Annotated in this window: 13 protein-coding genes; 5 read left to right on the top strand and 8 right to left on the bottom strand. The window is 36.5% G+C overall.

The features are described 5' to 3' along the window. The first annotated feature begins 20 nt into the window (after window positions 1–20). Window positions 21–377 (top strand): helix-turn-helix domain-containing protein, encoded by a 357-nt coding sequence (locus KIK00_RS06160; protein ID WP_047377493.1) that lies wholly within the window; start codon window positions 21–23, stop codon window positions 375–377. A gap of 106 nt (window positions 378–483) precedes the next feature. After that, window positions 484–1,080 (top strand): Crp/Fnr family transcriptional regulator, encoded by a 597-nt coding sequence (locus KIK00_RS06155; protein WP_255815674.1) that lies wholly within the window; start codon window positions 484–486, stop codon window positions 1,078–1,080. Between the two features lie 29 nt (window positions 1,081–1,109). On the opposite strand, the gene KIK00_RS06150 is transcribed toward KIK00_RS06155, so the two are convergent. The 5 genes from KIK00_RS06150 to KIK00_RS06130 all read right to left on the bottom strand — a co-directional run bounded on the left by KIK00_RS06150 (window position 1,110) and on the right by KIK00_RS06130 (window position 5,484). Next, a complete protein-coding gene (locus KIK00_RS06150; RefSeq protein WP_255815673.1) occupies window positions 1,110–1,952 on the bottom strand; it encodes a universal stress protein in 843 nt (280 codons plus the stop codon). Then, entirely contained in the window at window positions 1,949–2,425 is a 477-nt protein-coding gene (locus KIK00_RS06145; RefSeq protein ID WP_255815672.1) for a MarR family winged helix-turn-helix transcriptional regulator, read from the bottom strand. The genes KIK00_RS06150 and KIK00_RS06145 overlap by 4 nt, the downstream gene beginning before the upstream one ends. 146 nt (window positions 2,426–2,571) lie before the next feature. Further along, on the bottom strand, window positions 2,572–3,777 hold the full coding sequence (locus KIK00_RS06140) for an MFS transporter (RefSeq protein WP_255815671.1): 1,206 nt from the start codon (window positions 3,775–3,777) through the stop codon (window positions 2,572–2,574). 88 nt (window positions 3,778–3,865) lie between these two features. Continuing rightward, the gene (locus KIK00_RS06135; protein WP_255815670.1) at window positions 3,866–4,780 is read right to left on the bottom strand and encodes an AraC family transcriptional regulator; all 915 of its coding nucleotides are present in this window, start codon (window positions 4,778–4,780) and stop codon (window positions 3,866–3,868) included. Between the two features lie 188 nt (window positions 4,781–4,968). Beyond that, complete coding sequence (locus KIK00_RS06130; RefSeq protein WP_255815669.1) at window positions 4,969–5,484, bottom strand: hypothetical protein; 516 nt, start codon at window positions 5,482–5,484, stop codon at window positions 4,969–4,971. Between the two features lie 117 nt (window positions 5,485–5,601). Between KIK00_RS06130 and KIK00_RS06125 the strand changes: the two genes are divergently transcribed. The 3 genes from KIK00_RS06125 to KIK00_RS06115 all read left to right on the top strand — a co-directional run bounded on the left by KIK00_RS06125 (window position 5,602) and on the right by KIK00_RS06115 (window position 9,419). Further along, on the top strand, window positions 5,602–7,017 hold the full coding sequence (locus tag KIK00_RS06125) for a PLP-dependent aminotransferase family protein (RefSeq protein ID WP_255815667.1): 1,416 nt from the start codon (window positions 5,602–5,604) through the stop codon (window positions 7,015–7,017). A 284-nt stretch (window positions 7,018–7,301) separates the two neighbouring features. Then, window positions 7,302–7,478 (top strand): histone H1, encoded by a 177-nt coding sequence (locus KIK00_RS06120; RefSeq protein ID WP_047377485.1) that lies wholly within the window; start codon window positions 7,302–7,304, stop codon window positions 7,476–7,478. A 369-nt stretch (window positions 7,479–7,847) separates the two neighbouring features. After that, complete coding sequence (locus KIK00_RS06115) at window positions 7,848–9,419, top strand: M28 family peptidase (protein WP_255815666.1); 1,572 nt, start codon at window positions 7,848–7,850, stop codon at window positions 9,417–9,419. A gap of 100 nt (window positions 9,420–9,519) precedes the next feature. On the opposite strand, the gene KIK00_RS06110 is transcribed toward KIK00_RS06115, so the two are convergent. From KIK00_RS06110 to KIK00_RS06100, 3 genes are all read right to left on the bottom strand, one after another. Then, complete coding sequence (locus KIK00_RS06110) at window positions 9,520–10,176, bottom strand: HAD family hydrolase (RefSeq protein WP_255815665.1); 657 nt, start codon at window positions 10,174–10,176, stop codon at window positions 9,520–9,522. A 42-nt stretch (window positions 10,177–10,218) separates the two neighbouring features. Then, entirely contained in the window at window positions 10,219–12,342 is a 2,124-nt protein-coding gene (locus KIK00_RS06105; RefSeq protein WP_255815664.1) for a Tex family protein, read from the bottom strand. 118 nt (window positions 12,343–12,460) lie between these two features. Next, a complete protein-coding gene (locus KIK00_RS06100; protein WP_255815663.1) occupies window positions 12,461–14,836 on the bottom strand; it encodes a hypothetical protein in 2,376 nt (791 codons plus the stop codon). Window positions 14,837–15,138: the final 302 nt, after the last annotated feature.

Raw genomic sequence — 15,138 nt, 5'->3', positions numbered from 1 at the left:
AACCAGATAAAACAGAGACAATGGAAGAAGAGAAAATAGTGTATTCAAGGCCGCAATGCAGTACACATCTGGCTGCTACTGAGGATGCTTTATACGTTCTTGGAGGCAGATGGACCATCAGAGTAATGATTGCTATTTTGGGTGGACATACACGCTTTAATGAACTACAGCGAACCATCAATGGAATCTCGGCAAGAGTGTTGTCCAGCGAATTGAAAAAGCTGGAAGTAAATCATTTAGTTGAAAGAACCGTTCTTATCGATCAGAAACCGGTGTTGGTAGAATATGTTCCTACAGAATATAGTGAGTCCCTGAAAGATGTGATTGCTGCTCTGGCAGATTGGGGCACAAAACATAAAAAGAAAATCACTGCATAATAAAAAAGGTAGTGTTGATATCAAAAAATCACTTTTTCTGTGGTATTTGATAAGTTGCAACATTACTTATACTTTAATTATTTTTACTCAAATTAATAATGGCAAGATGATTATATGTGAAGACTTATTATTTTCCCACGGAGCCATTCTGGAAAAATATGATGCGGCAGACTCTATCTTTAAAGAAGGAACTGCAGCTAAATATTATTTCCAGATCAGGTCCGGTACTGTGAAACTGAATACTTTTTTGGAAGACGGAAAAGAATTTGTTCACGGGCTGCCTTTTGATGGGCACTGCATTGGTGAAAGCTATTTATTTACAGATCATCAGTATGCGATCAATGCCATTGCCATTACTGATTGTGAGATTATTAAGATTTCCAAAGCAAAATTTCTGCAGATGCTGTTGGAAAAACCAGCCTTAATGCTGGAAATTAATAAATATATGGCAGACAGAATGCATTTCAGATTTATGATTTCCAGCTTTCTTGCTATTTCAGATCCTATTGTAAAGCTCATGAAGCTTTTTGATCATATTAAAAAGTATTTCGGATTCGAAGAAACCTATTCCTTTCTGATTCCCTATACCAGACAGCAAATAGCTACGTTAACCGGTCTTCGGGTAGAAACGGTGATCAGGTATGTCAAGAAAATGCAGGAACAGAAACTTGTTAAAATTGAAAGTACTAAAATTTATTATTAGCTTTTACTCATTCATTTTTGAAGACCTTATTATTTTAGAATAAGTACGGGCTGATGGGTGTTCTGGTAGATTCCCTCAGAAATACTTCTGCTTGCCAGATAATACAGAAAACTATGCTGGCCTGGCAAAGCTATAATAAGATCTGCTTCATTAGAGGCTGCAAAGGTGAGAATACCCTGAATAACATTTTCATCATGAGAATAATGAATACTGCTTGGAATCTCCGTTAAATGCTCATGGATATATTCTTCCAGCTCTCTTTTTTTATCCTCATCCTCTTTTTCACTGGTATTGATATTCAAAAACATCAGGCGTACATCCTGTTTATGTATAACAGATTTATGATGAAACAATCTTTCTAATCTTTTAATTCCCTTTATATCACAAGGAATAAATATGTTTTTAATAGGAGTGTAGTGATAGCTGTTGGGAACAATTAAGGTCTTCACAGGGCTCGTTCTTGCAATGCTGATAATATTGTCGGAAACAAAACTCTCAGTAGAAGAAGACTGGTCATCACTTCCCAGAATAATCAGCTCTACAGAAGGCTGGGTTTTTAAAAGTTCATTGATGCTTCTGGTAATAGCCCAGTCACTTAATATCCTGGAAACTTTGACTTCAGGTGACTTTTCTGTAATAATACTGCTTAACTGATCAAATAGTGATTCTGTCCTCTGCAGTAAATTATTGACATTTTCTTCATTCACAAATGAATGCCCTTCTGCAATATGCAGATAATCAAACTCAGATTCTCCTGCTGTTTTGAGTAGGATTATGTTTTGATATTCGTAGGTTTTTGCCCAATCTGCGGCAACTCTTACTGCATTTTCCGTAGTTGATGTAAAATCAACGGGTACAAGGATTGTTCTCATATTGTATCATGTTTTGGTCCTGATTCTTCCAGGTTTGCTGTCATTTTTTTTACTAAAAGAAGTGCTTTGATGATTTCTTCTTCATGAATGTCATCAGCTGCCTTTTTATAAAGATCCAATGCCCATGGATAAACGGTTTCTACAATTTGTTTACCCTTCGGAGTTAAAAAAATCTGCTTATTTCTCCGGTCATTTTTATCAGCTATCCGTTCAACAAGATCCCGTTTTGCGAGACTGTTGATGAGATAAGTTATGCTTGATTTGTCTTTGCTTACTTTATTTCCAATTTCCTGCTGGTTGATACCATTATTGCGTGAAAGCAGTCCCAGAATCTCAATCAGCTCAAAAGAAAGATCCGGATCATACTCATTAATCGTAGTCTGAATCTTTTGTCGAAGCCGGCTTTTCATTTCACTCATCGCCAGGCCAAGCTCCAGAGCCAGTTCTGATATATTGTTCTGTTTTTCAGACATATTGTATAATAATAGCATTACAGGGTAAGAGGTGATTTGAAAAAATATCAGCACTGCTTACCCTAACAAATATACGAAAAATTAGTTTTAATTAAAACTAATTAAGCTGATAGATTACCATATAAGGGCTATAAAAAAAGCAGAGACTAGTTCTCTGCTTTTTCTTTCTTCACGGCCTGATGCATAATAAGGATAATTCCCAAAAGGAAACATGCAATGATCAGGTAGCGCCAGGAAAGATCCTTTTGTTCACTTACATTTCCGCTTACTGAAATGATAAAGCTTGTCACAGAAGTAATCACATAGACCAATCCACCCATCAGTCCTCCGGCAGTTCCTGCATTTTTAGGAAAGTAAAGCATACTTGTCGTAAAAAATGAGGTAAATAAAATTCCGGAACAGATATGAATGAAAAAGGCAAAAGGAATCATGATGAAAAGACTTTCTGCAAAATAGCTGATGACAATCAATCCTGCAATCAGAATTAACTGTAAAAGAATAGGCTGTAGAATTCTCGGCTTAAAATCAAGAGTCAGTCTGCGTTTTCCGATAAAGCCTCCGATCATCCAGGAAAATCCTAAGATCAGTGTACAGTATCCAATAACTACCGGTGTAAAATGAAAGGTATTTTCAATAATAAATGGTCCGGTAATATTAAATAACATTACGATAGAGTAGCTCAGTCCTAATATGAAAATTCCCAACATGAAAATCCTGTTCTTAAGCATCATTTTGTATAGGCTGATGTTTTCTGATAGGTCCAGTTTCTTTTTCTGAGGAAGACTCTCCCCGCTGAAGAACCATTCAAACAAAAAAAGGAATCCGGCGTATATAGCCAGGAAATAAAAATTAGCATGCCAGTTAAATATTTTCTCAAGATAACCACCCAGGAATGGTGCCAGAATAGGGCCGCAAGACCATACAATTGTGAAATAACTTAAATAGTGCTTCACTTTCTCAGCATCATAAATATCAACAAAAATAGCCCTCGTAGCCACCACAAGTACTGAAACAGCAGCTCCCTGAAGAATACGAAGCAAACAGATCAATAAAATACTGTTTGTCATTGTAATTAAAATACTGGTCAGGATCAACAGGAATAATGCTATCAATTTGGGACGGTAACGGCCTATGCTGTCCAGAATTCCTCCCACAAACAACTGGGAAATTCCGTAGCTCAGAAGGTATGAGGTCAGAGTGATCTGGATATCTTTTTCTGAAACCATCATTTCTTTGGCCATAGAAGGGAACGATGGTAAATATATATCTGTGACAAACCCCGAAAGCGGGATAGACACGAAAGCCATAATGGTAATTAATCTGATTCGTTTTTCAGATGCTTCTCTCAACATGTTCATTCATTTTTTACTATGCAAAAATAAGTCAAGAAATAGAAAAGTGAATTTTAAAAGACAAAGTAAAAATTACAAAAATCAAATATTAGGATAGATTCTTAAATTTTAATGGTGAAGTCCGGGCGTGCTTTTTAAAGAAGTTATTAAAATGAGCAGGCTGATCAAAACCTAATGTATAGCCAATCTGGGCGATATCCCAATTGGTGTACTTCAGCAGATTTTTAGACTCTTCAAACATCTTTTCTTTAATAATCTGTGTTGTAGTAAGATGGGTTACAGACTTTACCGAAGAGTTCAAATGATTGACATGCACATTAAGGTGATCAGCAAAGTCCGAAGGAGTTTTTAATGCAAGCGGATAAGCAGGAGAATCCAACGGAAACTGCTTGTTGAGCAGCTCATCAAATAGTTTATAGAGCCGTACATTGGCAGGAAGTTCATTAGGATTGATATCTTCTACACGATTTTCCATTGCCAGATGCATAACGGATGCCAGATTACTTTTGATACTGCTGCATCGGAAAGGGTAGGCGGAATTATTCATTTTGTAAATTTGATCAAAATAAAGGGTGGCCAGCTGTGTCTGCTCTTCCGTCAGAAAAACTACCGGTTTGCTCCATTCCTTGAACATTGAAGTCTTTTTAAACAGATTAAATTCTGAATTTCCATTAAAAAATTCCTGATTGAACAGACAGAAATACCCTTCCTGAAGATCACTGTCACACTCCCAGGAATATGGAATGCTTGGAGAAGGAAAGAATAATGCCGGACGGTCAATATACAGCTGATGTGTACCATAATGAATGGTCCCTTTTCCAATGATAAAGCTGATTTTATAATAATCACGGCGGTTATAAGGACTCTTAAAACTACAGTACTTCCGCATCGAAATATTGAAATGAGACTTGCCCATTTCAAAATCCTCAGAATCAAACATCTTGATCTCATTCTTACGGATACGTTTGTAATAATCTTCTATGGTTTCCAGCTGATCGCTCATAAGTAAAAATTATAAAAATCAAAGATATGTAAACTATTGCTTACTTAAAATTATTTTAAGTGAGATAATAAAAATAAGAATGATAGTCTTCCTCAATATTAAAAAAGAACTACTTATTATATGAGATATACGCATTATTAAGATATACACAAACATCAGTGAAAATCCGTGTAATCTGCGGTAAAAAATCAGCTTTTATTAATCTCCAGTTCCAAAATATGAGACGGAAGCTGAAAAGGATCTGCCTTTGAGCCAGATACAGAAATAAACCCAGACTCTTTTAAAAACGCCAAAAGCGGATCATGATCCAGCATATTGATCCATATTATATCTGTAAAGCTCACTGCCGATCTGCATTTTTTCCAAAGTGACTGCCTTGTTTCAGGAGAATCAAATGCTGAAAGAATTACAAAACTGATTTCCGTTGCTCTTTTTCCTTCAGAGATTCCGGGATGCAGAGAACCACTCTTGATGATACTGTATCCGACAGGTTTCTGATCAGCATACGTCATGATCAACTGGTTGGAAAGATCATTCAGGTCATTGATCATCTTTCTCGGATCTATTTCATTGTGAATATATTTTTTAATGTCTTCCTCACTTACAAAGTCTTTATGCAGTGTATAAACGGAAGAATCAATAATGGTTATAAGATCAGAAATTCCCTCTTCAGAACCTACTGTAAATTTTGAAATGATATCCATGGGATCTTTTTTATTCAAAATTATAAGATTAATCCATTCAAAAGGGATACAGTTCTCTAAAATATCATCGGTACAGAAAAGTATTTTTGTAAATTTGTTCAGTACAGTTGATGTGTTATGGTGAAATTTTATAAGTACGAAATTTTTACAGCAGTAATAGAGAAACAGATTCACAGCGGGATTCTGCAGGAAAAAGACAGGCTTCCTTCTGTTCGGGAAATTAAGGAAAAATATAAGCTCAGTACAAGTTCTGTGCAGAGTGGTTTTGAATACCTTATGATTAAAGGCTTAATAAGGAGCTATCCGAGGTCAGGATATTTTGTTGCAGAAATTAAGGAAGAGCATATTCCGGAAAGCATAACAAAACTGCCTGTGGTAGTAAGAGATGAAGAATTTATGAAAAATATGATGCTGACTTCCAAAAGGACCTCAGAATCAAGTTCTTTCAATACAGCTGTGCCCGGAGACCTGCTCATTCCGCAGAAACTCATCCTCAGAATGATGCAGGAAGTAATTCGTGAAAAAGGAGCATCATTGCTCAGGTATTACCCGTCAAATGGTCTGGAAACATTAAGGAAACAGATTGCAAAGCAGATGGGAACTTACGGATGTGTTTTAAATCCTGATAAAATAATCATTACTGACGGTGCACTACAGGCACTCACGATCGCTTTAAAATCTGTCACCAAAGCCGGAGACGTAATCGCTGTTGACAGTCCGTGTGTGTTTTCTGTGCTGGAAGTAATTGCCCATCTGGAACTGAAAGTGATAGAGATTCCCATACACTACAGAAGCGGTTTTGATACAGAATATTTCAGAACAGTCTGTCAGGAAAATAACGTTCGTGCCCTTGTAATAACTCCGAATTTTCATAATCCCACAGGAATGGTGATGGATGATGAAGCAAAAAAAGAAATTCTTAGCATTGCAGAAACCCATCAGTTGTGTATCATTGAAAATGATATGTATTCCGATCTTTATTTTGGCGAACAAAGACCCCGCTGTATAAAAAGCTTCGATAAAAACGGAAGTGTGATGACCTATTCATCATTTTCAAAAACATTGGCACCAGGAATACGTTTAGGCTGGCTTTATGCTGGAGATTTTTATGCAAAATCCGAAAGAGTAAGGTTTGCATTGGGACGGGCGGTTTCTCCCATTTATCAGGAACTGGTTTTGAAATTACTGCAGGGAAACAGTTATGAAAGACATCTTCGGGCATTCAGGAAGAAACTCAGCCAGCAGGCAGTACAGGTGCTGGAAGCTTTAAGAACTTCTTTTCCTGAAGGTTCTTATTTTCACAGGCCTCGGGGTGGTTACAGTATTTGGGGGCGGCTTCCAGAGCATACAGACATGGAAAAGTTCTATGAATATTGTGAAAAGCACCAGATTTTATTTACTCCGGGAGATACGTTTTCGTTCACGAATAAATACCATTATCATTTCCGGATCGTTTTTGCAGAGCGCATTACCTCCGAAAGCATTGTTTTATTAGGAAATGCGGGTAAAAAGGCAGGGGAATTACAGTTTTAAATCATTAAGACATTAAGAGAAATCCAGAATTTTCAAGTAGAATCTTTCAAAGTAGATATTTCCTTTGTTTTTCTTCAATTTGTACTGATTCTGAATGGTTTATTTGTAATCTAAGTAATATTCAAATAGATGGTTGATTTTCCGTAATAATTTAATTTTTATTTTAAAAATTAAATTGAATTTAAGAAAGACCAAAAAAAATGATTAAATCCACTATTTTTTTTCAACACAATTAGGCTGGAATCACCATAAAACCTATATTTGCAGCCTAAATTTTTAAATAAATGAAAGAACTAATTGAAAAAATCAACGCAGAATTTGAAGCGTTCACAACTGAGGCAAACCAACAAGCAGAAAAAGGTAACAAGGCAGCTGGTACAAGAGCTCGTAAAGCAGCTTTAGAACTAAGCAAATTGTTCAAAGACTTCAGAAAAGTTTCTGTAGAAGAAGCTAAAAAATAATTCACTTTTAGCCGGCTTTTGAAGCCGGCTTTTTTAATCCTTTGAATTGAAATTCAAGTATATTAAGAAATTATCGGTTTAAGGATGATTTAATATAAGCATCTGGAACAATGTGCTGGTAATAAACAGAAAAGCGGAACTATACTGCTTTCCTAAGAAGACCAAACATTTCTCAGTGGAAAATAAAATATTATTTCTAAGGATCATACAGACTGTCATATTGACGGTCTTTTTTATGAATTGTAATTTGGTATTTCTTCTTTTATATGCATGGAAAAGTTAATAATATCATTGTAAAACCTCTTTTTTAGGCTCATTCTTTCATCATCTCCCTAATTTCTTTTATCTTTAAACCAATCAATATATATTATGAGGATAAATAGATTTTTTGCAGTGCCTGCAGTAGTGCTGGCTGCTCAGTTTTCCTGGGCTCAGGTAAAGGTTGACCCAAAAGAAAGGCTAAACCCTATCGTAAAAAGTTTTGTAGATGAAGTAAATAATAATTCCCAGTTGGAAAACCTTGCGTATGAGCTGTTGGATGGTATCGGACCACGTCTTGTAGGAACTCCTGAAATGCTTGCAGCAAACGAATGGAGTGCCGGTAAACTTCGTTCATGGGGAGTAGATGCTAATCTTCAGCAGTTTGGAACATGGAAAGGATGGCAGAGAGGTATTACCCATGTGGATATGACGTATCCGCGTGTAAAATCTCTGGCTGCTACACAGCTTGCATGGAGTCCTGCTACTAAAAAAGCGGTTGAGGCAGAAGTAATTATTCTTCCAAAAGCATCATCCAAAGCAGAATTTGATCAGTGGCTTCCTTCTGTGAAAGGAAAAATAGTGCTGATGGCACAGTACCAGAAAATTGGACGTTCTGATGAACAAATCAAAGAATTTGCTACTCCCGAATTGTATGAAAAGCTTAAAGCAGAAAAAGAACAGGCAGCTAAAGATTTCACTGCTTATGTGAAGAATATCGGGTATGACAACAACAGTCTTCCGGAGGCTTTGGAAAAAGCAGGTGCAGCAGGAATTGCTATTTCAAACTGGACAGGAATTATGGGAGCTAACAGAATATTCGGAGCAAAAACAACTAAAATTCCAATGATTGATATTGATGTGGAAGATTATGGGATGCTCTACAGAATGGCAGAAAAAGGAACTCTCCCTAAAATAAAAATTGATGCCCAGTCTAAGATACTTCCTGAAGCCAAAAGTTTTAACACAATTGGTATGATCAAAGGAAAAGAAAAACCGGATGAATATGTAATTCTTTCGGCTCACCTTGATTCATGGGACGGAGCTCAGGGTGCTACAGATAACGGAACGGGAACGATCACCATGCTTGAAACCATGAGGATTCTGAAAAAATATTATACTAATAACAAGAGAACTATTGTAATCGGACTTTGGGGAAGTGAAGAGCAGGGACTAAATGGTTCCAGAGGTTTTGTGGCGGATAATCCTCAGATTATAAAAGGGGTTCAAGCCGCTTTTAACCAAGATAACGGAACAGGGCGTGTTGTGAATATCAGCGGTCAGGGATTTGTAAAAGCTTATGACTATATCGGGAAATGGCTTGATGGAGTTCCGAAAGCGGTAAAGAGTCACATCAAAACTGATTTTCCTGGAATGCCGGGTGGAGGTGGTTCCGACCATGCTTCATTTGTAGCAGCCGGAGTACCAGGATTTTCTTTAGGTTCACTGAACTGGGGTTATTTCGGGTATACATGGCATACAACAAAAGATACATATGATAAAATTGTTTTTGATGAGGTGAAAAACAACGTGATTTTAACAGCTGCACTAGCTTATATGGCATCTGAAGACCCGGAATTTACGAACAGAGAAAAGAGAGCAATGCCTCAGGATGATAAAGGAGAAACGGTAAAATGGCCGGAAGTAAAAGAACCTAGAAGGAGTTCTAAGGATTATAAATAAAGGATTTCTACTGTATAAGAGTAAAAAGGCTGTCTTAATGGGCAGCCTTTTTAGTTTCGTATTGAAGTAATTTTTGTATTTCTTTTACTTTGTTCTAAGCTCAGAAATCTTCATTATTTTGTAATACCGAACCGGATAAGTCTGAAAACGTAAGAATTGCTGGTTCATAAAGTGAATCAGCCAGCTTTCCAAATCCATATTTACAGAAAATAAATGGCAGTCCATTTGCACGTGCGGAGTCATGATCTGTTTGAGTATCACCAATATATATGGAATTTTTGATGGTTAAACCATTTCTTTCCATGAGGAGCTGTATATTTTCAGATTTTGGTTTTTGAGTCCGGCCATGAGATTCAAAATCAATAAACAGATCATTGAACTGATAATAGTCTAAAAATGATTCAATATAACCATCCTGGCAGTTGCTTACAATGAAAAGAGAGTGGGTATTGGCCAGACTCTTTAAAGTTTCTTCTACACCTTCATATAAAATCCCGCCCTGTATGTGCAGTATTTTATTTTCTTCGGCTACAATTTCAGAAAGAAGTTCATGAGCCTGCAGATCTGAAATGCCAGGAATAATATCTTTTATAATATCATGAGCCAATAATCCCATATATTGATTCATATCTTCAGGCTTAAGTTCTCTTTGGATCAACTGACGCCTGCCCAAAACTTCATTCCATATCTTAATGATTGTCGCTCTGGAATCCCATAATGTTCCGTCAAGATCGAAAATTAAATTCTTTGTGTTCAAAGTAAATATTTTGTGGTTTATGCTTTAATTTACAGCTGAAAATTACAAAATCATGCTCAGTTGTACTCTTTTTCTGGCTTCATCTACTTCCGTTACCTTTACACGGACATGCTGATGGAGTTTTACTACTTCATTGACATCCGATACAAAGCCGTCTTTCAACTGGGAAATATGAACCAATCCGCTTTCTTTGATTCCAAGATCCACGAAACATCCAAAAGCAGTAATATTGTTGACAATCCCAGGAAGAATCATGCCAGCTTTTAAGTCTTTAATGCTTTTAACAGTAGGATCAAATTCAAATACTTTGGCAGCCTTTCTTGGATCCAGACCCGGTTTTTCAAGCTCTTTTAAAATATCTTTGATTCCTAAGATCCCGATTTCATCCGTGATATAACTTTCCGGTTTTACCAGAGCTATTTTTTCTTTATTGGCAATCAGTTCATGAGTTTTAATGCCTAAATCTTTGGCTATTTTTTCTACAATTCCATAAGCTTCGGGATGTACGGCAGAATTATCCAGTGGGTTTTTAGCATTTGCAATTCTTACAAATGCGGCCGCCTGCTGAAAGGCTTTTTCTCCAAGTCTCGGAACTTTTTTAAGCTGTTTTCTGTCTTCAAATGCTCCGTTTTCAGCGCGGTAATTGACAATGTTTTCAGCCATTTTCTCTCCAATTCCGGAAACATAGCTTAAAAGCGATTTACTTGCTGTATTTAAATTAATTCCCACAGAATTTACACATTTCATCACAGTAGAATCCAGCTCATTTTTCAGTTGAGTCTGATCTACATCATGTTGATACTGTCCGACACCAATAGACTTGGCATCAATCTTTACCAATTCAGCCAACGGATCAGAAAGTCTTCTTCCTATGGAAACAGCCCCACGCACCGTTACATCATATGTTGGAAACTCTTCTCTTGCAATTTTACTGGCAGAATAAACTGAAGCTCCGGCTTCTGAAACTACAAAAACCTGCAGCGGTTTATCGAAAGCAATCTTTTTGATGAAAAACTCTGTTTCACGGCTTGCTGTTCCGTTCCCGATAGAGATTGCTTCAATATTATAAGCATTAACCATAGAACGGATCTTTTTCATGGCCATTCCGCTTTCATTCTGAGGAGCGTGAGGGTATAGGGTTTCATTGTGTAATAAATCTCCCTTTTCATCCAGACACACTACTTTACATCCGCTTCTGTATCCCGGATCAATTGCCAGAATTCTTTTCTCTCCCAAAGGAGGGGCAAGAAGAAGCTGACTTAAATTCTCAGAGAAAATTTCAATGGCTTTTTTATCTGCTTTTTCTTTGGCTTCCTGTAGGGCTTCATTGGAGATAGCTGGTTCCAGTAGTCTTTTATAGCTGTCTTTTATCGCCAGTGCAATTTGTTCTGAACTTTCATTATTGGATTTGATAATAGCCTTTTCAATAAAGTCAATGGCTTCTTCTTTGTCTATCCCTACATTTGTTTTTACAAAGCCTTCAGCATCTGCTCTTAACATTGCCAGAAGCCTGTGAGAAGGTGTTCTGCTAAGGCTTTCTTCCCATTCAAAATATTGGGAGAATTTCTGTGCGTCTTCCTCATCTTTTTTAGCTTTCACAACTTTGGAGGTAACAACTGCTTTGCGCTGAAACAATCTGCGAAGATTCTTGCGGACGTACATGTTTTCATTGATCCATTCTGCCATGATGTCTCTTGCACCCTGAAGTGCTTCCTCCTCAGACGAAACTTCATTGTTCAGATATTTTGAAGCCAGAAATTGAATGTCATTATTTTTCTGACTCATAATGATTCTGGCTAAAGGCTCCAGCCCTTTTTCCTTTGCGGTATCAGCTTTTGTTTTTTTACGTTTTTTGAAAGGCAGATAAAGGTCTTCCAGCTCCTGGATATCAAAGCTTTCTTCTATTCTCTGCTGAAGCTCAGGGGTTAAAGCATTCTGTTCTTCTATAGATTTTAAGATAGATTCTTTTCTCTTGACAATTTCTTCAAACTGCTTACTGATTTTTGAGATCTGTTCGATCTGTGTTTCATCAAGATTCCCGGTTTTGTCTTTTCGGTAACGGGAAATAAAGGGAATGGTACAGTCTTCAGATAATAGTTGTAAAGTATTGTTGATGCTCTTTTCAGAAATATTGAGCTGTTTCTGTATAAATTCTACGGTCGTCATTGTTCTGTTTTCGGATAGCTAAAATAGGGTTTTGGAATGAGAAAAACGGAAGTATGGATATAAAAAAAGCCCAATTACATGGTATAGCAATCGGGCTGTATGGTTAGTTTTAAATCAATTAAGGCATAACTTCATTATAATAAAGTGGAGTATCATTGTTTTTATCATATCCCATTATAATGATTCTGTACTTCTTTGCGTCATCATTGTTGTAAAATTGCACTCTTGATAGCTCCTCAGGCTGTGCTTCAAGAAAAGAATTCCAGTAAAGAACGCTTCGGGTGTCTTTGGGAATATTTTTAAAACTTTCATTTTCATATACCGGATTTTCGAACTGTATTTCTTTATCATATCCGGTTAACGTAATCTGTCTTAATTTTGAGGGAAGGCTTTTATCTATAGTACCGCTAGAAGAAAGCCCCCGCTTAGTATAAATTGCTACTGCTCCTAAGCCCCCCGCAAAGTATCCTTTTATCACTTTTACCATAGCAATTTCTGATGTAGATAAATTCTCAAGGTGACCAGCATCAACACGCATTTCGTCAACATATAAGTTAACCGTCTGCCCCCTCAAAGTAGGAGCTCCTCGTTCGGGAACTCTTAATCCCATACCTATTCTTTGTATCCATCGCAACATATCGCCCACTACAATATTTGGTGAATCATTGATGAAGTCATAAACCGTTTCATCAATACCTCGGAATAAAGGACTGCTTAATTCCTCGTTTAATTTTTTAGTCTTATTTTTTACCTCTCCTTTTAATTTTATTTCTTCAATATTGGTGATGTTTTCACTGATGACTTTTTGAGCATTGAGTGCTGTAAGTGATCGGCTGACCTCATTAGAAGGCTTGTCATCAGCCGGACGCTGAACCAGTTTGTAAGAACTTGTAGGAAGATTCTTTTTGTAAGGAACAAAATTGGACGTAGGCTGGAAATACACAGAATAGTTATTATTGAGATCCTTTGGTTCTGAATTTAGCTGGTAAAAAAACTTCATAGAATCCTCAAAAACCAGATTGTTCAGTGTTAGAAATCCATTGTTATCCGATTTTATCTGAGACATTCTGGAACCTGGTTCTGAACCGAAAATTAAGTTTACTTCTGTATTAGGAGCAGGTTTCCCCTGAATATTTACCTTTCCTTTATAAGAAAGATAACTTTCCGGTTGATATTTGATCATTGGGTAGTTTCCTGTCATAATAGATTTCCACTCAAAACGTTTCCATTTTTCTGAAATTAAAAGGGCGTCCAATGCTTCTATATTGCGGTTTTTCGTAAAGTACTGAGCCGGATTGGTGATGGATGAAGTGATATCTCCGGTGAGCCATAAAGAACTTAGTAAGCTTTGATCTTCTTCCGAATTCTTGGTATTGGCATCAAGTACTAAAACCGTATAATTGGAGTAATTGGCATCTTTAGGAATATCAAATGAGTTTTTTCCGCGTGGCGTATCTTTTAACGAAACTGATTGCAGCGAAGGCTGCTTGAACTGTAATAATTGGGGCTGTACAAAAGCAAGTCTGTTGGAAACCACATTTTCTTTATCATCAAAAACAGTAAGCTGCAGAATCCCATTCACAAGCTGGTTGTTGGAAATAGAATATTGAGTTTCATTATTGATTTTATTAATCTTCGCCTTATAAACAAGCTGATTGTTGATGGTTCCCAAAACAGTATAATACTGCGAATCCTGAGTCAGATTTTTGGACTTTACCGTATACTTTACATGGTCTTTATCACTTACGACTTGCAGATTTATTCCAGATGCAGAAACGTCAGGGAGTACAATGTTTTGTTTTTGTCCGCTCTTATCCTGAACAATCACTTGGTATTTCTTTCCGGTTTTAGGAATGATATTAAATACTCCGATATTTTGATCAAACCCTTTAAATGTTGTGATTTTTGTATCTGGATTATCAGAGTCTATGACATATCCTTCCCAATCAGAAGGTGTTGTTCCGTTGGATTGTAGTCGTACTGCTACTTTTGTATTGATTCCATCTATGAAACTTCCACTTTCCGGATATGCAGCAGCAATCCAGGGAGTTGGATTAGCTATTAATTTCTCCGATGATGAAGGATTGTAAACGGCAATAGGTTTTATAAGCTGAAAATCTTCATTAAAGTTGGCCATCCAGCTGGTGTAAGCTCTGATATAGTAAACATCTTCCTTGAAGCCTGCAAGTGAAATGTTGCCGCTTCCTTCTCCGTTAATTAATGGAATTAATTTTTTACTGATCTGATTTTTATTGCTGTCATACAGCTCTACAAATAGAGTAGTGGAAATGGTAGATGTAGTATAGCCATCAAATACAAAAGACTTGAACCATAGGTTTTCCCCTGCTACATAACTGCTTTTATCCAATAAAAGATGTATTTTTTCCTGAGGATATTTTTTTTCAAATGTTTTGAGAGCCTCTTCGGCCTTGGTTTGTGCATTAAGACAATAGATCGTGCTTATTGCTAATAGTGTTATTAGTTTTTTTGACATATTCCATTAAAATTTGCGTTTTTCCTACAAAGCGCCAAAAATACATTTTTATTGTGATGTATGATCATAAAATGTAAAATTATAAAGCTAAGACTTAAGTGAATGCTATAAGTGTATTTTAAAGTTCTTTGTATTGAAAAATTTAATAATTGATGCATTTCCATCAAGAAAACTGAGAATTTTAAATTAACACCAACAATAAAAAAACAAAAAAAGTCATTTCTTGATATATGTTAAGATCATACAAAGCAGGTTTTTCTATTTTTGTACCCGAAAACAACAAAATTTCAATAAACTTTTAA

The organism is Chryseobacterium sp. MA9 (assembly GCF_024399315.1).
Taxonomy (GTDB): Bacteria; Bacteroidota; Bacteroidia; order Flavobacteriales; family Weeksellaceae; genus Chryseobacterium.
Note: the sequence above shows the minus strand (reverse complement) of the source record. Positions and strands in the feature narration are given on the sequence as shown.